This is a genomic window from Kosakonia sp. SOY2 (assembly GCF_027109175.1).
Taxonomy (GTDB): domain Bacteria; phylum Pseudomonadota; class Gammaproteobacteria; order Enterobacterales; family Enterobacteriaceae; genus Kosakonia.
In genome coordinates this window covers 752,566-773,475 of the sequence record NZ_JAPVXH010000001.1, presented here as the reverse complement: position 1 = coordinate 773,475, position 20,910 = coordinate 752,566, and the positions used below count along the sequence as shown (strand labels likewise).

At 50.9% G+C, this 20,910-nt stretch carries 22 protein-coding genes and 1 pseudogene; 10 read left to right on the top strand and 13 right to left on the bottom strand.

The features are described 5' to 3' along the window. The 3 genes from O3S68_RS03645 to O3S68_RS03635 all read left to right on the top strand — a co-directional run bounded on the left by O3S68_RS03645 (window position 1) and on the right by O3S68_RS03635 (window position 3,875). On the top strand, window positions 1-579 hold the full coding sequence (locus O3S68_RS03645) for a CoA pyrophosphatase (protein WP_020454079.1): 579 nt from the start codon (window positions 1-3) through the stop codon (window positions 577-579). A 174-nt stretch (window positions 580-753) separates the two neighbouring features. Continuing rightward, entirely contained in the window at window positions 754-2,118 is a 1,365-nt protein-coding gene (gene sdaA, locus O3S68_RS03640; RefSeq protein WP_044489386.1) for an L-serine ammonia-lyase, read from the top strand. A 158-nt stretch (window positions 2,119-2,276) separates the two neighbouring features. Further along, window positions 2,277-3,875, top strand: a complete 1,599-nt coding sequence (locus O3S68_RS03635) for an EAL domain-containing protein (RefSeq protein WP_045509876.1) — start codon at window positions 2,277-2,279, stop codon at window positions 3,873-3,875. 3 nt (window positions 3,876-3,878) lie between these two features. Here O3S68_RS03635 and yoaE read toward each other — a convergent pair whose 3' ends face one another. After that, entirely contained in the window at window positions 3,879-5,438 is a 1,560-nt protein-coding gene (yoaE, locus tag O3S68_RS03630; protein WP_160269716.1) for a CNNM family cation transport protein YoaE, read from the bottom strand. After that, window positions 5,426-5,581 carry a protein YoaL gene (locus O3S68_RS24250; RefSeq protein WP_409521875.1) on the bottom strand — a complete coding sequence of 52 codons (156 nt, stop codon included), beginning with the start codon at window positions 5,579-5,581 and terminating at the stop codon, window positions 5,426-5,428. The genes yoaE and O3S68_RS24250 overlap by 13 nt, the downstream gene beginning before the upstream one ends. A gap of 314 nt (window positions 5,582-5,895) precedes the next feature. Here O3S68_RS24250 and manX point away from each other — a divergent pair, with 314 nt between their 5' ends. The 5 genes from manX (at window position 5,896) to mntP (ending at window position 10,043) form a co-directional block, all read left to right on the top strand. After that, window positions 5,896-6,858 carry a PTS mannose transporter subunit IIAB gene (gene manX, locus O3S68_RS03625; RefSeq protein WP_020454083.1) on the top strand — a complete coding sequence of 321 codons (963 nt, stop codon included), beginning with the start codon at window positions 5,896-5,898 and terminating at the stop codon, window positions 6,856-6,858. Between the two features lie 63 nt (window positions 6,859-6,921). Further along, window positions 6,922-7,722, top strand: coding sequence for a PTS mannose/fructose/sorbose transporter subunit IIC (locus O3S68_RS03620; protein WP_017456976.1), 801 nt, complete (start codon window positions 6,922-6,924; stop codon window positions 7,720-7,722). Between the two features lie 12 nt (window positions 7,723-7,734). Then, window positions 7,735-8,586, top strand: coding sequence for a PTS mannose transporter subunit IID (locus O3S68_RS03615; RefSeq protein ID WP_020454084.1), 852 nt, complete (start codon window positions 7,735-7,737; stop codon window positions 8,584-8,586). A 56-nt stretch (window positions 8,587-8,642) separates the two neighbouring features. Continuing rightward, window positions 8,643-9,101 (top strand): DUF986 family protein, encoded by a 459-nt coding sequence (locus tag O3S68_RS03610; RefSeq protein WP_269230804.1) that lies wholly within the window; start codon window positions 8,643-8,645, stop codon window positions 9,099-9,101. Between the two features lie 375 nt (window positions 9,102-9,476). After that, complete coding sequence (mntP, locus tag O3S68_RS03605) at window positions 9,477-10,043, top strand: manganese efflux pump MntP (RefSeq protein WP_045511389.1); 567 nt, start codon at window positions 9,477-9,479, stop codon at window positions 10,041-10,043. On the opposite strand, the gene rlmA is transcribed toward mntP, so the two are convergent. The 6 genes and pseudogenes from rlmA to mgrB all read right to left on the bottom strand — a co-directional run bounded on the left by rlmA (window position 10,040) and on the right by mgrB (window position 13,384). Further along, window positions 10,040-10,855 carry a 23S rRNA (guanine(745)-N(1))-methyltransferase gene (rlmA, locus tag O3S68_RS03600; protein ID WP_269230803.1) on the bottom strand — a complete coding sequence of 272 codons (816 nt, stop codon included), beginning with the start codon at window positions 10,853-10,855 and terminating at the stop codon, window positions 10,040-10,042. The two genes, mntP and rlmA, sit on opposite strands and share 4 nt — an antisense overlap. Before the next feature lie 140 nt (window positions 10,856-10,995). Beyond that, window positions 10,996-11,205 carry a transcription antiterminator/RNA stability regulator CspE gene (cspE, locus tag O3S68_RS03595; RefSeq protein WP_001062678.1) on the bottom strand — a complete coding sequence of 70 codons (210 nt, stop codon included), beginning with the start codon at window positions 11,203-11,205 and terminating at the stop codon, window positions 10,996-10,998. Between the two features lie 12 nt (window positions 11,206-11,217). Beyond that, window positions 11,218-11,359: pseudogene (locus O3S68_RS03590) on the bottom strand (DUF2627 domain-containing protein). Window positions 11,360-11,870: 511 nt separating this feature from the next. Further along, on the bottom strand, window positions 11,871-12,860 hold the full coding sequence (locus O3S68_RS03585; protein ID WP_269230802.1) for an MBL fold metallo-hydrolase: 990 nt from the start codon (window positions 12,858-12,860) through the stop codon (window positions 11,871-11,873). A gap of 18 nt (window positions 12,861-12,878) precedes the next feature. Continuing rightward, window positions 12,879-13,166, bottom strand: coding sequence for a YebO family protein (locus tag O3S68_RS03580; RefSeq protein WP_269230801.1), 288 nt, complete (start codon window positions 13,164-13,166; stop codon window positions 12,879-12,881). 74 nt (window positions 13,167-13,240) lie between these two features. Next, window positions 13,241-13,384 carry a PhoP/PhoQ regulator MgrB gene (gene mgrB, locus O3S68_RS03575; RefSeq protein ID WP_017456969.1) on the bottom strand — a complete coding sequence of 48 codons (144 nt, stop codon included), beginning with the start codon at window positions 13,382-13,384 and terminating at the stop codon, window positions 13,241-13,243. A 161-nt stretch (window positions 13,385-13,545) separates the two neighbouring features. Between mgrB and O3S68_RS03570 the strand changes: the two genes are divergently transcribed. Continuing rightward, a complete protein-coding gene (locus tag O3S68_RS03570) occupies window positions 13,546-13,785 on the top strand; it encodes a YobH family protein (protein ID WP_097399583.1) in 240 nt (79 codons plus the stop codon). A gap of 51 nt (window positions 13,786-13,836) precedes the next feature. Here the strand turns inward: O3S68_RS03570 and kdgR are convergent, their stop codons facing one another. Further along, on the bottom strand, window positions 13,837-14,628 hold the full coding sequence (kdgR, locus tag O3S68_RS03565) for a DNA-binding transcriptional regulator KdgR (RefSeq protein ID WP_017456967.1): 792 nt from the start codon (window positions 14,626-14,628) through the stop codon (window positions 13,837-13,839). Window positions 14,629-14,805: 177 nt separating this feature from the next. On the opposite strand from kdgR, the gene O3S68_RS03560 reads away from it, so the two are divergent. Further along, window positions 14,806-16,179 (top strand): MFS transporter, encoded by a 1,374-nt coding sequence (locus O3S68_RS03560; protein WP_020454092.1) that lies wholly within the window; start codon window positions 14,806-14,808, stop codon window positions 16,177-16,179. A 177-nt stretch (window positions 16,180-16,356) separates the two neighbouring features. On the opposite strand, the gene htpX is transcribed toward O3S68_RS03560, so the two are convergent. The 4 genes from htpX to O3S68_RS03540 form a co-directional block, all read right to left on the bottom strand. Further along, on the bottom strand, window positions 16,357-17,238 hold the full coding sequence (gene htpX / locus O3S68_RS03555) for a protease HtpX (RefSeq protein WP_044489388.1): 882 nt from the start codon (window positions 17,236-17,238) through the stop codon (window positions 16,357-16,359). 193 nt (window positions 17,239-17,431) lie between these two features. Next, window positions 17,432-19,480 carry a carboxy terminal-processing peptidase gene (gene prc, locus O3S68_RS03550; RefSeq protein ID WP_045511371.1) on the bottom strand — a complete coding sequence of 683 codons (2,049 nt, stop codon included), beginning with the start codon at window positions 19,478-19,480 and terminating at the stop codon, window positions 17,432-17,434. Between the two features lie 19 nt (window positions 19,481-19,499). Beyond that, the gene (proQ, locus tag O3S68_RS03545; protein ID WP_020454095.1) at window positions 19,500-20,186 is read right to left on the bottom strand and encodes an RNA chaperone ProQ; all 687 of its coding nucleotides are present in this window, start codon (window positions 20,184-20,186) and stop codon (window positions 19,500-19,502) included. A gap of 96 nt (window positions 20,187-20,282) precedes the next feature. After that, window positions 20,283-20,780, bottom strand: a complete 498-nt coding sequence (locus tag O3S68_RS03540; protein WP_160269710.1) for a GAF domain-containing protein — start codon at window positions 20,778-20,780, stop codon at window positions 20,283-20,285. Between the last annotated feature and the right edge of the window lie 130 nt (window positions 20,781-20,910).

Sequence of the window (20,910 nt, the reverse complement as noted above, 5' to 3'; positions counted from 1 at the left end):
GTGGAGCAACCGGCTTTAACTCTGGATGATTTTTTATCGCGCTTTCAGCTTTTACGCCCGCAACTCAACCCGGCGGTGGCAAATACACGTCAGGCGGCGGTACTGGTGCCGGTAGTGCGCCGTGAGCAGCCCGGCTTATTACTGACGCAACGCTCGCCTCTGCTTCGCAAGCATGCCGGTCAGGTAGCGTTCCCCGGGGGCGCGGTTGACAGCACGGATGCGTCGCTAATCGCTGCGGCACTGCGCGAAGCGCAGGAAGAGGTCGCCATTCCGCCTGAGGCCGTCGAGGTGATTGGCGTTTTGCCGCCAGTTGATAGCGTGACCGGTTTTCAGGTTACGCCAGTGGTCGGCATTATCCCGCCGGATTTGCCCTATCACGCCAGTGAAGATGAAGTGGCGGCGGTGTTTGAAATGCCGCTCGCCGAAGCGCTGCGTCTTGGCCGCTATCATCCGCTGGATATCCACCGCCACGGCAATGCGCATCGGGTGTGGTTATCCTGGTATCAGCATTATTTTGTCTGGGGCATGACGGCAGGAATTATTCGCTCGCTGGCGCTGCAGATTGGGCGCAGACCTTGACTATACTTTACATATAGCACTTTTGTGACAGCGTACGCGCTATTAGTAAAATCAGGGTTAGCCATTAGTTTAATTCATGTGAATAGTTAAGCTGATGATGGCCTTCCCTCTTACACTATGCGCAGTTATTACATCGTTACTGGAAACGCCGGTAACCCTGTCAGGAGCGTTAATGTGATTAGTCTATTCGACATGTTTAAGGTGGGGATTGGTCCCTCATCTTCCCACACTGTAGGCCCGATGAAGGCCGGTAAGCAGTTCGTCGATGATCTGGTCGAAAAAGGATTGCTGGATGACGTCACCCGCGTGGTAGTGGATGTGTACGGCTCGCTCTCCCTTACCGGGAAAGGCCACCATACCGATATCGCGATCATTATGGGACTGGCGGGTAACGAGCCGGCCACAGTCGATATCGATGCAATTCCGGGTTTTATCCGTGATGTGGAAAATCGCGGTCGTCTGTTGCTGGCGCAGGGGCGTCATGAAGTCGATTTCCCGAAAGATGACGGGATGCGTTTTCACAGCGATAACCTGTCGTTGCATGAGAATGGCATGCGTATCACCGCGCTGAATGGCGAAAGCGTCATTTACAGCAAAACCTATTATTCCATCGGCGGGGGCTTTATCGTCGATGAAGAGCATTTTGGTAAAGAGACCACCAGCTCGGTCGATGTCCCTTATCCGTTCAATTCCGCTACCCAGATGCTGGAGTATTGCAAAGAAACCGGCCTGTCGCTTTCTGGCATGGTTATGCAGAACGAACTGGCATTGCACTCGAAAAAAGAGATTGAAGAGTACTTCGGTAATGTCTGGTCCACCATGCGCGCCTGTATCGATCGCGGCATGAATACGGAAGGCGTATTACCGGGGCCGCTGCGCGTTCCGCGCCGTGCTTCCGCACTGCGCCGCATGTTGGTTGCCAGCGATAAGCTCTCCAGCGATCCAATGAACGTTATCGACTGGGTGAACATGTTTGCGCTGGCGGTTAACGAAGAAAACGCCGCCGGTGGCCGCGTGGTAACCGCACCAACTAACGGTGCCTGCGGTATCGTTCCGGCGGTGCTGGCCTATTACGATCACTTTATTGAATCCGTCAGCCCGGATATTTATATCCGCTATTTTCTCGCCGCTGGCGCTATCGGCGCTTTGTATAAAATGAACGCTTCCATTTCTGGTGCCGAAGTTGGCTGCCAGGGCGAAGTGGGCGTTGCCTGTTCGATGGCTGCGGCGGGTCTGGCAGAACTGCTGGGTGCCAGCCCGGAACAGGTCTGCGTGGCGGCGGAAATTGGCATGGAACACAACCTTGGCCTGACCTGCGATCCGGTGGCCGGGCAAGTCCAGGTGCCGTGCATTGAGCGTAACGCTATTGCTTCAGTGAAAGCGATTAACGCCTCGCGCATGGCGATGCGCCGAACCAGCGCGCCGCGCGTTTCGCTCGATAAAGTGATCGAAACGATGTATGAGACCGGTAAAGATATGAACGCCAAATACCGTGAAACATCGCGTGGCGGGCTAGCCATCAAAGTACAGTGTGATTAATTCTTGCTTATCAACGCCGTTCAGCCGAACGGCGTTTTTTCATGTTTACTGCAGTAAAGTGAGCTTTCACCGATTTATCGTCGCTCCGGTAATTCCCCACTACACTTTGAGTGTTCTGGCATGGAAATCAGGCCAGGGATTTTACAGGCGGCAGCGGCATGCAGACGGCTCAACGGATCATTAAAAGTTACCGACGACGGCGCGCCATTGTTTGCGTGCTGGTTGGCGCTGTCGCACTATTTTTAACCCTCACGTTTCGCTTTATTTCGGAGCGTAATTTAAATCATCAGCGTATTTACGCCTTTACCAACCACGCGGTTAAAACCCTTGAGCGATTGATGCTGCCGCTGGAGGCGGGTCGCAGTGTGCTGGTGCCGCTGGTTGGCATTCCCTGTAGCGATATTCACCTGCAGCTTCGCAAGCTGGCAGCAAGCCTGCAAACCGTGCGCTCTATCGGCCTGATTCAGAACGGAACGCTCTACTGTTCGAGTATCTTTGGCCAGCGCGATGTTGCCATTCACCAGCTTCAGCCCTCGCTGCCTTCACGTTCGCAAAAGCTGGTGCTCACCACCGATCAGTCACTGCTAAAAGATCGCCCTATCTTGATCATGTGGTATCCCACCAGTGAGGACGGACAAAGTGGCGTGATGGAGGCGGTAAATATTGAGCTGCTGAGTAATTTAATGCTGGAGCCGCAAGCGCCATTGATTACCAGCGTCAGCCTCAGCGTCGGCGGCAAACATCTGGTCGAAGGCAAAGGTGTGCTGGATAACTTGCCGCCGCTGGAAAACGAAAAGCGCTACCAGCGTACTTCTGCCCATTTTCCTTTTACCATTAGCGTAACCGGGCCGGGCTCTACGCGACTGGCGCTGTGGCATTTGCCTTCGCAGTTGCCGCTGGCGCTGATGATGAGTTTATTGACCGGTTTTATTGCCTGGTTTGCCACCGCCAGCCGGATGAGTTTTTCCCGCGAGATAAACCTCGGGCTTGCCGGGCATGAGTTTGAGCTGTTTTGCCAGCCATTACTCAATGCACACAATATGCAGTGTGCGGGCGTCGAAATTTTGTTGCGCTGGCACAATCCGCGTCAGGGCTGGATCCCGCCGGAGATATTTATCCCGATTGCCGAAGAGCAGCATCTGATTGCCCCACTGACACGTTATGTGCTGGCTGAAACCCAGCGTCAACTGGCGCTCTTTCCTGATGATCCTCACTTTCATATCGGCATCAACGCCGCACCAAGCCATTTGCGCCACGGTGAATTGTTAAAAGATCTCGTCCAGCTCTGGTTTAACAAAAATCCTGCCCAGCAGTTAACCATTGAACTCACGGAGCGCGATGCGTTGCTGGATGTCGAATCCCGCATGCTGCGTGAGCTTCATCGCCATGGCGCGAAGATTGCCATTGATGATTTCGGTACGGGTAATAGTTCGCTTTCGTGGCTGGAGAAATTACACCCGGACATCCTGAAAATTGATAAGTCTTATACCGCGGCTATTGGTACGGATGCGGTGAACTCGACGGTAACCGATATGATTATCGCGCTCGGCCAACGGTTGAATATTGAGCTGGTCGCGGAAGGGGTGGAGACAACGCAACAAGCGCTGTATTTACGTCAACAGGGTGTGCATATGTTGCAGGGATTTCTTTTTGCAGCACCGATGCCGGTGAAGGATTTTCCGGCCTGGCTGGCGGGGAATATCTCCCCGCCGCCGGAACGGCATAACGGTCATGTCGCGCCGTTAATGCCGGGGTAAAGATTACTCTTCTTCGTCGTGAGCAGGTTGCTCTTTAACAATACGGACCAGATCAACACGGTAATCGTTGGCTTCCAGCACGGTGATATGCAACGGTGCCATTTCGAAGGTTTCGCCCACTGGCGGGATTTGCCCTCGCGCGGCAATCACCAGACCCGCCACGGTGGCAATGTCTTCGTCTTCATCGATGAAGTTGTCCAGACCCAGCGTGTGTTGCAGCGCATGCAAGTCTGTGGTGCCTTTCACCAGCCAGCCGTCACCATCGGCAACGATTTCTGGCGTTTCATCCGCGTCCGGGAATTCACCGGCGATAGCTTCCAGCACGTCCAGCGGCGTTACCAGGCCTTGCACGACACCAAACTCATTGGTGACGATAACAAAACTCCCGCGCGCCCGGCGCAATACGGCCAGCAGCTTAATCGGATCCAGCGTCTCCGGCACCACAATCGCCGGTGTTGCCGAAGCGATCGCCGCAACATCCACGCCCTCTTCCAGCGCCACCAGTATCTCTTTTGCGCGCACAATGCCAATGACTTCATCCAGCTCACCACGGCAAACCGGGAACAAGCTGTGCGGCGAGGACAGCAATTGCTGGCGGATCTGTTCAATACCGAGGTTGGCATCCACCCAACTGATATCACCGCGCGGCGTCATAATGCTGCGAAGCGAGCGTGAAGCCAGCGTTAATACGCCGTTAATCATATAACGCTCTTCTTCCGCAAACGCCCCTTCCGGCACCGGTACAGAGGCCTGGCTATCAGCTTCAATTTGCGGGTTCGACTGACGGCGGCCGCCCATTAAACGCAGGATGGCATCAGCCGTACGGGCGCGCAGCGGCAGATGCGACTGATGGCGAATAAAATTGCGGCGCGCAATCTGGTTAAAGAACTCAATGATGATAGAGAAACCAATCGCCGCGTACAGGTAACCTTTCGGAATATGGAAGCCAAAACCTTCAGCCACCAGGCTCAAACCAATCATCAGCAGGAAGCTCAGACAGAGCACGACCACCGTGGGATGTTGGTTCACAAAACGCGTCAGCGGTTTTGACGCCAGTAACATCATTGCCATCGCAATAACGACAGCCGCCATCATTACTGGCAGGTGATTGACCATGCCTACTGCGGTGATGACCGCATCGAGTGAGAAGACGGCGTCAAGAATAACGATCTGCACGACCACTACCCAGAAACTGGCGTAGCCTTTGCCATGCCCGCTGTCATGCTCGCGGTTTTCCAGTCGTTCGTGCAGCTCCGTCGTCGCCTTAAATAACAGGAACACACCGCCGAATAACATAATCAGATCGCGCCCGGAGAAGGTGAAATCCCAGACGGAAAAAAGCGGTTGTGTCAGCGTGACCATCCACGAGATCAGCGACAACAGCCCCAGTCGCATCACCAACGCGAGCGACAGACCAATGAGACGCGCTTTATCACGCTGTTTCGGCGGCAGTTTGTCGGCAAGGATGGCAATAAACACCAGGTTGTCGATACCGAGAACAATTTCCAGAACAACCAGCGTCAATAATCCCGCCCAAATCGAGGGATCCATTAAGAATTCCATGACAGGCTCCTGAGAAGAGATGCGTTATTCAGTGTGCACAAACGCACAAATGTGACATTGAACGTCGTTGGGAAATGGCGGAAAACGCCGGGCTGCGTGGCACGAGAAGGCCAAAAAGTGAACTGACGTCGGTGACGATCCATACGGTGGGCTGCTGCCCTATACTCCTGACTCATTAAACGGAGGATAAACATATCAGAGAGACTTTGGCATTTGCAAAGATTTACCGGAATTTGCAATTTGTGTGGATATTTTGCGCTTCGAAATTTCACGAAGAGGAAACCTAAATTACGGATCTTCATCACATAAATTATTTTTTCGCTATCTAAAATAATTCCCGAAAGTCATAGGTGTTCTCTTTAACCCTTATCTGAATCGATTCGGTTTACCGTTACCGGGACAGATTCACAATACATCAATTAATGGTGTGTTAACGACAAGAAGAAGGAGGTAGCAAGTGACCATTGCTATTGTTATAGGCACACATGGTTGGGCTGCGGAACAGTTGCTCAAAACCGCCGAGATGCTGCTGGGCGAGCAGGAGAACGTCGGTTGGATTGATTTTGTTCCCGGTGAAAATGCGGAAACGTTGATCGAAAAGTACAACGCACAGCTGGCGAAGCTGGATACCGGCAAAGGTGTGCTGTTTCTCGTTGATACATGGGGCGGCAGTCCGTTTAACGCTGCCAGCCGTATTGTCGTCGATAAAGAGCATTATGAAGTTATTGCTGGCGTCAATATTCCGATGCTGGTGGAAACACTGATGGCCCGCGATGACAACCCGACGTTTGACGAACTGGTGGCGCTGGCGGTGGAAACCGGACGTGAAGGCGTGAAAGCGCTGAAAGCACAACCGGTGGCAAAACCCACACCGGCTCCTGTGGCACCGAAAGCGGCAGCACCGGCCAAACCTATGGGGCCTAATGATTATATGGTTATCGGCCTTGCCCGTATCGATGACCGTCTGATCCATGGCCAGGTTGCTACCCGCTGGACAAAAGAGACTAACGTTACGCGTATTATCGTCGTGAGCGACGAAGTGGCAGCAGATAATGTCCGTAAAACCCTGCTGACTCAGGTTGCGCCTCCAGGTGTGACGGCGCATGTCGTTGATGTCGCCAAAATGGTGCGTGTGTACAACAACCCTAAATACGCGGGCGAGCGCGTGATGCTGTTGTTCACCAATCCGACGGATGTGCTGCGCGTCGTTGAAGAAGGGGTAAAAATCACCTCCGTCAACATTGGCGGTATGGCTTATCGTCAGGGTAAAACCCAGGTGAATAACGCAGTTTCGGTGGACGAGAAAGATATTGCCGCCTTCAGGAAATTGAACGAACGCAATATTGAGCTGGAAGTCCGCAAAGTTTCAAACGATCCGAAACTGAAAATGATGGATTTAATCAGCAAAGTGGCGAAATAACCGCGGCGGCCTGATTGACTCAGTTTTCACACTTACGTCTGATTTAGCTATAGGAGAAGTACAATGGAGATTACCACTCTTCAGATTGTGCTGGTGTTCGTCGTCGCGTGTATTGCCGGTATGGAGTCGATACTCGATGAATTCCAGTTCCACCGTCCGTTGGTGGCATGTACGCTGGTGGGCATCGTTCTGGGTGATATGAAAACCGGTATTATTATCGGCGGTACGCTGGAAATGATTGCTCTGGGCTGGATGAACATCGGTGCGGCGGTCGCTCCCGATGCGGCGCTGGCGTCGATTATCTCGACCATTCTGGTCATTGGCGGTCATCAGAGCATCGGTGCTGGTATCGCGCTGGCCATTCCGCTGGCGGCAGCAGGCCAGGTTCTGACCATTATTGTTCGTACCATTACCGTCGGCTTCCAGCATGCCGCGGATAAGGCAGCCGAAACCGGCAACCTGACGGCACTTTCCTGGATCCACGTCTCTTCCCTGTTCCTGCAAGCTATGCGTATCGCTATCCCGGCGGTCATTGTCGCTATCTCTGTCGGTACCAGTGAAGTTCAGAGCATGCTGAACGCCATTCCTGAAGTCGTGACCAGCGGTCTGAATATCGCCGGTGGTATGATCGTGGTGGTAGGTTATGCGATGGTCATCAATATGATGCGCGCAGGCTACCTGATGCCGTTCTTCTATCTCGGCTTCGTGACGGCGGCATTCACCAATTTCAACCTCGTCTCGCTGGGTGTTATTGGTGCAGTCATGGCGATCCTCTACATTCAGCTCAGCCCGAAATATAACCGTTCAGCAGGCGGCGCTGCTCCGGCTGCGGGTTCCAACGATCTTGATAACGAACTGGATTAACAGGTGAACGACATGGTTGATATGACAAAAACTCCGACTGAGAAAAAACTCACCCAGAGTGACATTCGTGGCGTGTTCCTGCGTTCTAACCTGTTCCAGGGGTCATGGAACTTCGAACGTATGCAGGCATTGGGCTTCTGCTTCTCAATGGTGCCGGCGATTAAACGCCTGTACCCGGAAAATAACGAAGCGCGCCGTCAGGCTATTAAACGTCATCTGGAGTTCTTTAACACCCATCCGTACGTTGCAGCGCCGGTACTGGGCGTTACGCTGGCAATGGAAGAGCAGCGTGCGAATGGTGCAGAGATCGACGATGGCGCGATTAACGGTATTAAAGTTGGTCTGATGGGGCCGCTGGCAGGTGTCGGTGACCCGATTTTCTGGGGTACGGTGCGCCCGGTATTTGCAGCGCTCGGAGCAGGGATTGCCATGAGCGGTAGCCTGCTCGGGCCACTGCTGTTCTTCGTCTTGTTCAATATCGTCCGTCTGGCAACACGTTATTACGGCGTGGCGTACGGCTACCGTAAAGGTATCGATATTGTTAAAGATATGGGCGGTGGTTTCCTGCAAAAACTGACCGAGGGGGCGTCAATTCTCGGCCTGTTTGTTATGGGGGCGTTGGTTAACAAGTGGACGCATGTGAACATTCCACTGGTGGTATCAGAAATTACCGATCAGACCGGTAAAACCAACGTTACGACAGTACAAACCATTCTCGATCAATTGATGCCAGGCCTGGTACCGCTGCTGCTGACTTTCGCTTGTATGTGGCTGCTGCGTAAGAAAGTTAACCCGCTGTGGATCATCGTTGGCTTCTTCGTCATCGGGATTGTGGGTTACGCTATCGGTCTTCTGGGTCTTTAATATGTGATGTGATAACCGGGGGCTTGCCCCCGGTTTTTTTTATGTAAGGAGAAACAATGACGATTACGGATATCGTATTGGTACTGTTTATCGCCGCCCTGCTGGCTTTCGCCATCTATGATGAATTCATCATGCCACGCCGCAATGGTGCCACGCTCCTGGCGGTTCCCCTGTTACGCAGAAGCCGTACCGATGGGGCTATTTTTGTCGGCCTACTGGTGATCCTTATCTATAACAACACAGCCAATGGCGGTTCATCATTAACCATGTGGTTATTATTTGCCCTGGCTTTGCTGGGTATTTATCTATTCTGGATCCGCGCCCCCAAAATCATCTTTAAAATGCGTGGTTTTTTCTTTGCTAATGCCTGGATTGAATATAGCCGTATAAAAGAGATGAATTTATCGGAAGATGGTGTGTTAGTGATGCAATTAGAGCAACGACGTTTGCTTATTCGCGTACGAAATATCGACGACCTGGAAAAGATCTCAACAGTTTTACTTAAAACTCAGTAAGTTAGCATTTGAGAGGGCGAAAATCGCTCCGCGCAAATAATCAGCAGAGTTATAGCCATTGCTATATTTATGGGAGATTTACTTATATTTTTTAACGTAACTTTCACCAATAAATCTAAACGCTAATCGTTATCACACGGCAAGCAACATTATATATTGCCGTTGTTGTTTTATATTCTCAAAATATGTTAAGGTGCGTCCGTCGTTGGGGAGTAGCCGATTTCCACCACCCGGAAATGTACGTGTCAACATACTCGTTGCAAAACGTGGCGCGTACGGACTGAAACCATCAGTCAGGCGAGACCATTGGCACATCAACTGCTGTTTACTGGGGGCAGAGATGTGTTATATGGAATTCCCGGTCAGGATGCTCACATGAATTTATCTGCCACTCTTCTCCTCGCTTTTGGCATGTCGATGGATGCTTTCGCGGCTTCTATCGGTAAGGGTGCCACCTTACATAAACCGAAGTTTTCCGAAGCATTGCGCACTGGCCTTATCTTTGGCGTGATTGAAACCCTGACGCCGCTGATTGGCTGGGGGTTGGGCCTGCTGGCCACAAAATTCGTTCTGGAATGGAATCACTGGATAGCGTTTGTGCTGCTGGTGTTTCTCGGTGGTCGAATGGTGCTTGAGGGAATACGTGGCGATGACGACTGTGAAGCGGAAACGCCCCATCGTCATGGTTTCTGGTTGCTGGTAACCACCGCAATTGCTACCAGTCTCGACGCGATGGCGGTTGGCGTTGGCCTCGCGTTCCTGCAAGTCAATATTCTCGCAACTGCGCTGGCGATTGGCTGCGCCACTTTTATTATGTCCACGTTAGGAATAATGATTGGTCGCTTTATTGGCCCCTTGCTTGGAAAGCGCGCCGAGATCCTCGGTGGGATCGTACTCATTGGCATAGGCGCGCAGATCTTGTGGAGCCACTTCGCCGCTTAACTTTCCCGCTGTAAGCAGTGGATTGTAAAGTCGGTCTGGCAGTGGAACTGCTCCATTGCCGCTAACTTTTCCCACACCTCCGGTTTTGCCCGCCAGGCAAAAGGCGTCATCTGCAATAACGCAACGGCTTGCTGGCCCGTCAATGTCATCTCATAAGAGAGCGATTGCTGTTCCAGCAGTTTGAATCCCGCAATATCGCCGCTGTTTTCCGCATGTAAATGCACCTCATCATAGATAAGCCCCTTAAGTTCCATCAGATGGCGTGGCCCAGGTGATGCAGTGATAACAATACCGTCTGGTTTCATTACGCGTGCCAGTTCTTGCGCCTTACAGGGCGCATAAATACGCACCAGCCCGTCAATGCAACCATCCTCAAAAGGCAAGCGGTGGCTGGATGCAACACAAAACATGATCGCCGAATAGCGTTTTGCCGCTGCACGGATCGCCGCTTTTGAAACATCCAGACCTAACATTTGTGCACCATGTCGCTGAGCAATCGCGGCAAAAGCCTGGGTGTAATACCCTTCTCCACAGCCTATATCCAGCACCGCATCGGCTAACGACGGTAGCCGCGCATGCAAAATGTCGCCAATCGCATCACGCAGTGGCTGGTAATGCCCCGCATCCAGAAAGGCACGGCGCGCTTGCATCATCTCCGCACTGTCACCAGGATCTTTCGAGCGTTTATGCTGAACGGGCAAAAGATTGACATACCCCTCTTTCGCAATATCAAACTGATGTCGCTGTGCGCAAAAGAAGGATTTATCTCGACGGTGCAAAGGTTCGTGGCAGAGCGGACAACTGAAAGCCATAAAAACTCCGGGGCGTTCTTAAAGGGCGAAAGTGTACCGCCATTTGTTATGCCGTGGAAATTAAAAAGCCCCGCACTAAGGCGAGGCTTTATGTCTGACATTGATGCGCTACATGCGCTTCAAGCTCAGGGGTGTCGAAATCAGATAGCAGTTACGTTAACTGCAGCCGGGCCTTTCTGGCCGTCCTGAATTTCAAACTCAACGTTCTGGCCTTCGGCCAGAGTTTTGAAGCCGTTACCCTGGATCGCAGAGAAGTGTACGAATACATCTTTGCTGCCGTCAGCCGGAGTAATGAAACCAAAACCTTTAGACTCGTTGAACCACTTAACTTGACCTTTAATCTTTGCCATTTGCAAAATTCCTTAATGTATATACTTCGCCCGCAGGCATTGACTGAGAAAACTGAGACATTACTGCTTGAGGCACTAATATAAGGTTCGGCAGAGAAGCTGTATTCAACGAAACGTGTTTACTCAGGACTTCTTTACTGAAAATGCCACACATAAACAGAACTGTACCTCGATTGACCCAAAACGTGTTATCACATAATACGTAAATTATGGCAAGCCATTTTTAAACATGTCTGGATCCGTCGCACAAATTCAACAGGAACCGAGACTTGTTGTGCACGTTTATGCATAACATTGAACGCTATAACAGACGCTCTGAACACCAATACCAATACTCAAAGCAGCCAATTTATTACTATAGCTCAATAAGTTCCGTTGCTCCATGTCAGCTCCATCCCCGCTATGCATATAGCGTATATCGTAAGAACTTTTTGAGCATACTTATGCTTTTTTCTGAGACCAGGAAGATTCTTAAACAAATATACGCATCGGAGAAACTATTACCTTAAACCGGTATGGATATTTCTTGTGCAAATAAGCAAAGTTGTGCACCAAAATAATGAAATTATGATGACACTGCCTCATAAAAAGGCAAAGAAAACGTTTCGATATAAATAAAACAACATGATTATAAAAGAACTCATCTTTTTGGAGGAGAGTCTGAATTAACAAAAGGGCAAATACTGCCCAATTTTTAAGATCCGAAAGTTATCATTCTCTGCTGCCGTTTCGGTTAATGCTCGCTGTAACTCTGTTACAGGCTCATCAAGCGATTCGTCCGCCAGCTCAAATACCCCCCAATGAATGGGAATCGCAAGTGGTGCCCCCAGTTGTTGCCAAAGCGCGACAGCCCTTTGCGGATCCATATGATTCATTGCCATAAACCAGCGTGGCGCATAAACCCCAATCGGCAGCGCGATAGTATCCAGTTGACCTAATCGTTGAGGAATGGTGAGCAATTCTGGCGTGTAACCTGTATCACCAGCAAACCAAAAACGCTGCGTTAATGATTCAATGACCCAGCCGCACCACAGCGAGCGATTGCGATCCCACAAAGTGCGCATGCTCCAATGTTGTGCAGGCACCGCGGTGTAGGTCATTCCCTGAAATGTAAAACTTTGCCACCAGTCTAACTCAGTAACATGCTGTGCACCGCGACGACGAAGCCAATCGCCCACCCCCAGAGGCACAAAGAAATGCACATCCGGAAAGCGACACAGCAGCGCACGCACCGTCCACGCGTCCAGGTGATCGTAGTGGTTGTGGGAAATAAGGATCGCGTCCAGTTGCGGAATGTCGGCAATCGCGAGTGCTGGCGGTGTATGCCGCTGAGGACCCGCAAAACTAACAGGTGAAGCACGGTGGGAAAAGACGGGATCGGTGAGGAGATATTGGCCCTGCAGGCGCAAGAGCATACTGGCATGGCCTAACCACCAGAGGCCATCAGCATCACCAGTAATATTGGCTTTTTGCCACCACTGTTCGATAAACCCCGGGTAACCACTGGAGGGTGGTCTGGGAAGCCCGGCGGCTTTGCGCTCTTTCCGCCAGCGCTTAACATCTCCGGCTTGATGGGCGACAGAGGTCGAATTGCTAAAACCTTCCAGCGTGTGGTGCGAGATTGCAGGGTTATACCAGGGGTTTCTCCACGCCATCTCGCACTCCCGGTCTGGCTAGCGCTCTGCGACCAGGCGAATGAAATCATCATCGCCTTTTTGTTGCGCTTTTGCTGGCTCAACCGCTTCTTCTTTTTCAGGTTCATTTGACTCGCACAGCCGGCGCAGCAAGGCATTTTGTCGTTTTTGCTGATCCAGCAGAGCTTCGAGTAACTCGATTTGTTCATTCGTACGTGAACTGGCGCGATTGATAAAGAACCACAAAACCAGACCGACAAGCAGAACCACCAAAGAAAGGACTATTGACGCAAGGTTGATCGCGCCTGAATTTAATACTTCGTTCATTTCACCACCTCTATATAGACGCGGCATTCTACCACTGACGTCAAGGAAGGAAATCTCTCACTGAAAAAATGCCATTACCAGGGGATGAATTTATTGATGACGCAGATGCCGCTGAAGAATTGTACATCTTGATCACACATTACGTTAAGCATTTGAGTCCAGAGCAGCAGGCAGACTACCAATACGGCAGCCAGAATCAGCCATCTATATTTTCTCACTCCACTCTCCGATACGTTGCAAGGTGTAACCAGGTTATCATGGCTTCCTTAAACCGCGACTAACTGTATCTCCTTTCGGTATTTTTAGGAATGCTGGACTTGTTTCACCAGGTAAATACCGTAGCCTTGTGATACAGTCTACCGATGTGCAAGGAGCAAATATGCGTACACTCATACGAAGCGTTATTATTCTGGCGCTGCTGTGGATTGGGCTCTTGCTGAGCGGTTACGGGGTGTTGATTAACAGTACGGAAAACGCTGCTGGGCTGGGCTTGCAATGTAAATATGCTACTGCACGAGGCACCAGCACCGCACAATATGTGCATTCCAGTAATGGTTTTTTTGGTCTGGCAAACTGCCCGCTGTTGCGTAAAAGCGATACCGTAGTCGATAACGGCTAATCCTTTACACAAAAAAAAGCCGCCTCTTCAGGCGGCTTTTTTTATCTTCATTCAGAACGGATAGTCGTTATAACCCATCTGTTCGGAAATTTTACGCGCGGCATTGTGCAGCATTTCTACGTACTCATGCAGGCGTTCTTCCGAAAAGCGCAATGTCGGAAAAGAAATACTTAAACCAGCAATCACAACGCCGAAACGGTCAAAAACCGGTACACCAATACAGCGTAAGCCTTCTTCCTGCTCTTCGTTGTCTTCGCCATAACCCTGCTGACGCACAATATCCAGCATCGGCAACAGATCTTCGGTACTGGTGATAGTGCGCTCAGTGCTGCGCTTATACTCAACACCTTCAAGAATCTGCTTCACTTCTTCACGATCGCGCCATGCCAGCAGGACTTTACCAATCGCGGTACTGTACAGCGGATTACGGCGACCAATGCGCGAATACATGCGCAGATTGTACATTGAATCAATTTTATGGATGTAGACGATGCTATCTTCATCCAGCGCGCCCAGGTGGATGGTCTCTTTCGTCAGACGAGAAAGCTCACGCATTTGGATATCCGCGCTGCGGATCAAATCAACGTTTTGCAATGCGCGCGCACCAAGCTCAAAAAGCTTCAGCGTCAGGGAATATTTTTCAGACTCCCCTTCCTGCGCGACATAACCTAACGATTTCATGGTTTGCAAAAAGCGATAAACGGTGCTTTTCGACATCATGACACGTTGCGAAAGCTCGGTGATGCCGATTTCACGCTCTTCTCCGAGCGCCTGCAGAATGCCAAATACCTTCAATACAGAAGAGACAGAATCTGGCTGCTTGTCCAAATCTGCGATTGCCATTAATCACCTCATCGCCTGTGTTTTATAAAATTCAGAATCGGTTTTTATTATAAATTCGTCATCCGGTCACCGCAATGCGCGTTTGTCAACTTCGTTACAAATCTGCGACATAAAACCGGAATGCCAATGATAGAATTATTATACAAATAACTTTGTGACATTAGCCCTGAAATTTCCATGGATAAAACTTCCCTTGATGGCTTGCCCATTCCACAGCGTTACGGCGCAATTCTGACAATTATTATTGGCATCGCCATGGCCGTGCTGGACGGTGCAATTGCAAACGTTGCTCTACCGACCATTGCCCGGGATCTCAATGCTTCCGCTGCCAGTTCAATCTGGATTGTGAATGCCTATCAAATTGCGATCGTCGTTTCACTACTGACCCTTTCATTCCTTGGCGATATGTTTGGTTATCGCCGGGTTTATCAATGTGGCCTGGTGCTCTTTACGCTTACCTCGCTATTTTGCGCGCTTTCCGACTCGTTATTGACCTTGACACTAGCGCGTGTTGCGCAGGGCTTTGGCGGTGCCGCGCTGATGAGCGTTAATACTGCGCTCATTCGGCTGATTTACCCCTATCGAAGCCTGGGACGCGGCATGGGCATTAACTCGTTCGTTGTCGCCGTATCATCTGCAGCAGGGCCGACCATTGCAGCGGCCATTCTTTCTGTTGCTTCCTGGCAATGGTTATTCCTGATCAATGTACCGCTGGGTATTCTCGCCTTGCTGCTGGCAATAAAATATTTACCTCCCAATGCGGCACGCAGTGCAAAACCTAAATTCGACCTGCCCAGCGCAGTGATGAACGCGCTGACATTCGGCCTGTTAATCACTGCTCTTAGCAGCTTCGCACAGGGGCAATCCACGGTGTTAGTGTTGGTGGAGTTGGCCGCATTGTTGCTGATTGGCTCACTTTTTATTCGCCGACAGTTGAAATTACCGGTGCCCTTATTACCAGTAGATTTGCTGCGGATCCCGCTTTTTTCTTTGTCGATTGGCACTTCGGTCTGTTCATTTTGCGCACAGATGCTGGCACTGGTTTCCCTGCCCTTCTTTTTGCAGACGGTGCTTGGGCGCAGTGAAGTGGAAACAGGTTTGCTGTTAACGCCCTGGCCGCTGGCGACAATGGTAATGGCTCCGCTGGCAGGATATCTGATTGAGCGCGTTCATGCCGGGCTTCTGGGTGGGTTAGGAATGGTCATGATGGCGGGCGGGTTATTTGCACTGGCGTTGCTACCATCGGCACCGGCTGATACTGATATCATCTGGCGAATGGCATTATGCGGTGCAGGTTTCGGTCTGTTTCAGTCGCCCAACAACCACACTATTATCACTGCAGCGCCACGACAGCGCAGCGGTGGTGCCAGCGGCATGCTGGGTACGGCGAGGTTGCTGGGACAAAGCGCCGGAGCTGCGCTGGTAGCGTTGATGTTTAATCTTTTTGAAACACATGGGACGCATATCTCGTTGCTACTGGCAGGAACACTCGCCACGATCGCCGCCGTAATCAGCAGTCTACGTATTACACAGCCGCGCGCCAGTGAGTAAAGAATCGCTTGTATAGCACATCGTCGAAGGAATTAACGCCCTGCCCGTTCGGTAAGCTTTAAATCCGGATGCTGTAGGGCAAAGCTCAATCTAGTGCTTACCGCATCCACAGAACGTGGTTTTAGCTGGGCAATAAAAAACGCGTCATTCGACGCGTTTTTTATTCCAGGTAACCTGTTATTTCAGATATTCGCCAGAACGCAATGCTTCAATACGTTTATCCAGCGGCGGGTGAGTCATGAACAGTTCACTCAGCGATTTTGACTTACCGTTGATACAGAAAGCCATCATGCTGCTTGCTTCCTGCGGTTCATAACTGGTTTTCAAACGCTGGAGGGCAGCAATCATCTTCTCACGGCCAACCAATTTTGCAGATCCGGCATCGGCATGGAATTCGCGGTAACGCGAGAACCACATGGTGATAATGCTCGCCAGAATACCAAACACCAGCTCCAGCACGGTTGCAACAGCGAAGTAGATCAGCGGGTTGCCGTTAGTTTCTTCGCCATCATCACGGTTGCCACTGAGGAAACCTGACGCTATTTGCGCAATGATACGTGAAATGAAGATAACAAAGGTGTTCACGATACCCTGAATCAGCGTCATGGTGACCATGTCGCCATTCGCAATGTGGCTGATTTCATGGGCGATAACGGCTTCGGCCTCATCGCGGCTCATGTTTTGCAGCAGGCCGGTGCTGACAGCAACCAGCGAAGCATCACGGCGCGCACCAGTTGCGAAGGCATTGATATCCGGCGCATGGTAAATAGCCACCTGCGGCATCGCGATACCCGCCTGGCGAGACTGCCGGGCAACGGTGTCAATCAGCCAGCGCTCCATATCGTTACGTGGCTGTTCAATCACTTCACCACCGACAGATTTCAGCGCCATCCATTTCGACATCAACAGCGAAATGAACGAGCCGCCAAAACCAAACAGCAGCGCCATAATTAACAAGCCCTGAACGCTGCTCGACTGAATGCCCGTCAGGCTAAGTACCAGACCGAACACCAACATGACGGCCAGGTTAGTCAACAGGAAGAGCGCGATTCGCATCATAATTTTCTTTTAACCTCGACTTAACAAAACGCACTGTGCGATTACCCACATCGTATGGGCATAGCGGTTATTTTCAAGCATCCGAGCGGCGTAAGTCACGAGAAAAACACAACTTTACATTTTGTAGTACATTGCTTACGCCAGAGAGGAGTTGTTAAAAAAAACAGGCACAATTTCTTGTGCCTGTTTTATTTTACTTGGCGGGAGCGGGCTGTTCCGCTGGTTGATCTTTTTCCAGATGCGCCAGATCCAGGGCAATATGAACCGTTTCATCGAGATACGGATCGGGCTCCTGATAATCCTTTGGCAAATCATCCAGTTTTTTCAGTAACGGTTTGCCTTCGCGTTTGAAGCGATCGTTGAGACGAGAGAGACGAATGGCATCATCTTCCGCATTCTCTTTCTCACGCTGCGCCAGGTTAAGAGAAACGATGTTACGTTTATCTTTCAATGCATCGAAACGCGCAATGTCTTTCATGATGTACTGGAACTCAGGATCTTTGGCGATCCGTTCCTCATGATCTTTGAGCAGCTCCGCGCCAAACGGTTTTAAATCGCCAGACTTGACGAACGTAGCCGCGTTAATGCTGTCCCACGGCAGTGCGTTGTCTTCAAATTTTTCACCGGTTTCAGTAACCTGCGTGCCCGTTGGCATAATAATGTCCGGCGTTACGCCTTTGCGCTGCGTGCTCCCACCGTTAACACGATAGAATTTCTGGATGGTGTACTGCACCGATCCCAGCGCCGGCCACTCAGGACGAAGCATCTGATCGTAAATACGGTTGAGCGAGCGATATTGCTGAACAGTCCCTTTACCGAACGTCGGTTCGCCGACGATCAGCGCGCGACCATAGTCCTGCATTGCAGCTGCAAAGATTTCTGATGCAGAGGCGCTAAAGCGGTCAACCAGCACCACCAGCGGGCCTTTATAATAGACCACGCCGTCGGTATCGCTGTCTTCACGCACTTTACCGTTGTTATCACGAACCTGTACTACCGGGCCGGACGGAATAAACAGACCGGAGAGCGATACCGCTTCCGTCAGCGCGCCGCCGCCGTTAGTACGCAGGTCGATAACCACGCTGCTAACGTTTTGTTTTTCAAGTTTTTGCAACTGGACTTTAACATCGTCAGTCAGACCAACGTAGAAGCCAGGGATGTCGAGAACGCCAACTTTTTCTTTGCCGACGCTCTTCACTGACATTTTCACGGCGCGATCTTCGAGACGAATCCGTTCACGCGTCAGGGTAACAATACGCGTTTTGGTGCCCTTACCCGCCGGCAGGATTTCGAGGCGCACTTTACTGCCTTTTGGTCCTTTAATCAGCGCAACCACATCGTCAAGACGCCAGCCGATAACATCAACCATGTTCTGGCCAGTTTGACCTACACCTACGATGCGATCGCCAACGCTGATAGCTTTGCTTTTCGCCGCCGGGCCGCCCGCGACCATAGAGTTGATCACGGTATAGTCATCATCTCCCTGCAACACCGCGCCAATCCCCTCAAGAGACAGGCTCATTTCGGTGTTAAATTGCTCGGTATTACGTGGAGAAAGGTAGTTGGTATGCGGGTCAATTTCACGCGCAAAAGAGGTCATGGCTAACGAGAACACGTCTTCGCTATTGGTTTGCGCCAAACGGCGAATCGCAAACTTATAACGACGCGTCAGCGTGTCGCGGATCTCTTTCTCGTCTTTTCCGGTCAGCTTCAGGCTAAGCTCATCGTACTTAACTTTGCCGTCCCACAGCGCATTCAGTTCCGCTTCATCTTTTGGCCATGGCGCTTTGCTACGGTCAAGGTTAAAGGTGTCATTGCCGGAAAAATCCATTGGGCGCTCAAGCACCTTCAGCGCGTACTGGTAGCGCTCAAAACGACGTTTCTGCGCCAGGTTGTACAGGTCGTAAAATACGTCCAGTTTACCGCTGCGCAGTTCGTCGCCAATCAGGCTTTTTTTCTGGGAGAACTGTTCAACATCGCTCGCCAACAGCACATTGTGGCTGTAGTCGAGCAGATTGAGATAACGATTGAAAATCTTCGCCGAAAAAGCGGCGTCTAAATCAAACTGACGGTAGTGAGAGCGGGTGAAACGCGAGGTAACGCGTTCGCTCACCGTCGCGTGCTGGGTCTCTTCCTTTAATACCGGAATTTGATCGGCACGGGTAATATCTTCCACAGCCAGAGCGTGGCCTGTTACGAATAACAGACCAGCCAATGCTGTGCGCTTAAACAAAGTGTTCATGCCAGGCCAGGCCTCCGTTTCAGAACATTAAATGTTCTGCGCGTACAATCATCGACATACCCGAGCTAAGCTGTACGCGAACGCCATCTTTAGTGATTTCCAGCACCGTGGCGTCCATCGCATTATTCCCTGCTTTCACCTTCAGGTTTTGACCAACGCTCAGCACAGATAAATCTGAAACTGGTGTATGGCGCTCTTCCTGCTGAGGTGCACGCTGGGTTTTCGCGACAGGTTTGTCAGTACGAGGTTTGCGTTCAGCACCCTCTTTACGACGCGGAGCCGGGCGAGCTTTGCGCTCACGGCGTGGCGTCTCTTCTTGACCTGCGGCAGCAGCGGCTTCTCGTTTTTTAGCTTGCTGTTCAGCACGTTGTGCCTGAACGCGCGCTTTGGCTTCTTCAAGCTGTTTGCGGGCATGTTCTACGTGTTGCTCATCCAGCACGCCACACGCGTTGCCATCGAGATCCACACGCGCCGCACCAGCTTTGATACCGTAGAGGTAACGCCAGCTTGAAGTATAAAGACGTAAAGCGGAACGAAGTTGGGTTTTGCTGAGATTCATCTCACCCTCAACACGCTCGACGAGATCCTGAAAAATACCGATTTTCAGGGGGCGTGCTTCGCCTTCAGCACTGAAACAGTGAGGGAAACGTTCGGCCAAAAAAGCGATAACTTCTTTACTGCTATTCAACTTAGGTTGATTTTCCATGAAATTTCCTGATTACAACGGACGTTGCCAACAAGCGCAGGCATGAACAGGCGTCATTATAATGACGCTATCGGTAAATGCTACGTTATCCGTTGATTATCCTGCGACGGGTGCAAAGATTTTTTGATAATCGGTCGCCGCAAGAACATTTTCAAGATGCGAAACCAGTTCGCGCAGCCCCTGTTCATCCTCGGCGGTGAAGCGAGAAAAGACGACGCTGTCGATATCCAGCACGCCAACAATCTGATTATTTACCGTTACCGGCAGTACGATTTCAGAATTACTTGCCGCATCACAGGCAATATGACCATCGAACTGATGCACATCTTCCACACGCTGTACGCGATTTTGCGCAACCGCAGTGCCGCAAACTCCTCGCCCAACCGGAATGCGCACACAGGCAATTTTGCCCTGGAACGGCCCTAACACCAGCGTATCCACTTCCAGAAGATAAAAACCGGCCCAGTTCACCCCATCAAGGCGTTCAAATAACAGCGCACTGGTATTCGCGAGCGTCGCTAAAAAACTGGTTTCACCTGCCATTAACGCCTGAAAATCGCGGTTTAAATCCGCGTAAAATTCTGTTTTGTTCATTATCCAACCACTTTGGTGTCTTACTTCGAAAAACTGCTTAGCCTATTAAAATAAGCATTAAATGCGTTGATGCTCAAGATGTTCCATTCATGAGTTAAGATAGATGCATCTAAACATTTTCTGATACCCG

Excerpts from the sequence above, each read along its gene's own strand:
- O3S68_RS03615 (WP_020454084.1), top strand. The coding sequence starts at position 7,735 with ATGGTTGATATGACAAAAACTCCGACTGAGAAAAAACTCACCCAGAGT.
- O3S68_RS03635 (WP_045509876.1), top strand. The coding sequence starts at position 2,277 with ATGCAGACGGCTCAACGGATCATTAAAAGTTACCGACGACGGCGCGCC.
- kdgR (WP_017456967.1), bottom strand. The coding sequence starts at position 14,628 with ATGGCAATCGCAGATTTGGACAAGCAGCCAGATTCTGTCTCTTCTGTA.
- O3S68_RS03570 (WP_097399583.1), top strand. The coding sequence starts at position 13,546 with ATGCGTACACTCATACGAAGCGTTATTATTCTGGCGCTGCTGTGGATT.
- O3S68_RS03610 (WP_269230804.1), top strand. The coding sequence starts at position 8,643 with ATGACGATTACGGATATCGTATTGGTACTGTTTATCGCCGCCCTGCTG.
- O3S68_RS03620 (WP_017456976.1), top strand. The coding sequence starts at position 6,922 with ATGGAGATTACCACTCTTCAGATTGTGCTGGTGTTCGTCGTCGCGTGT.
- rlmA (WP_269230803.1), bottom strand. The coding sequence starts at position 10,855 with ATGGCTTTCAGTTGTCCGCTCTGCCACGAACCTTTGCACCGTCGAGAT.
- htpX (WP_044489388.1), bottom strand. The coding sequence starts at position 17,238 with ATGATGCGAATCGCGCTCTTCCTGTTGACTAACCTGGCCGTCATGTTG.
- cspE (WP_001062678.1), bottom strand. The coding sequence starts at position 11,205 with ATGGCAAAGATTAAAGGTCAAGTTAAGTGGTTCAACGAGTCTAAAGGT.
- mntP (WP_045511389.1), top strand. The coding sequence starts at position 9,477 with ATGAATTTATCTGCCACTCTTCTCCTCGCTTTTGGCATGTCGATGGAT.
- O3S68_RS24250 (WP_409521875.1), bottom strand. The coding sequence starts at position 5,581 with ATGGATCGTCACCGACGTCAGTTCACTTTTTGGCCTTCTCGTGCCACG.
- proQ (WP_020454095.1), bottom strand. The coding sequence starts at position 20,186 with ATGGAAAATCAACCTAAGTTGAATAGCAGTAAAGAAGTTATCGCTTTT.
- O3S68_RS03585 (WP_269230802.1), bottom strand. The coding sequence starts at position 12,860 with ATGGCGTGGAGAAACCCCTGGTATAACCCTGCAATCTCGCACCACACG.
- yoaE (WP_160269716.1), bottom strand. The coding sequence starts at position 5,438 with ATGGAATTCTTAATGGATCCCTCGATTTGGGCGGGATTATTGACGCTG.
- O3S68_RS03580 (WP_269230801.1), bottom strand. The coding sequence starts at position 13,166 with ATGAACGAAGTATTAAATTCAGGCGCGATCAACCTTGCGTCAATAGTC.
- O3S68_RS03540 (WP_160269710.1), bottom strand. The coding sequence starts at position 20,780 with ATGAACAAAACAGAATTTTACGCGGATTTAAACCGCGATTTTCAGGCG.
- O3S68_RS03560 (WP_020454092.1), top strand. The coding sequence starts at position 14,806 with ATGGATAAAACTTCCCTTGATGGCTTGCCCATTCCACAGCGTTACGGC.
- prc (WP_045511371.1), bottom strand. The coding sequence starts at position 19,480 with ATGAACACTTTGTTTAAGCGCACAGCATTGGCTGGTCTGTTATTCGTA.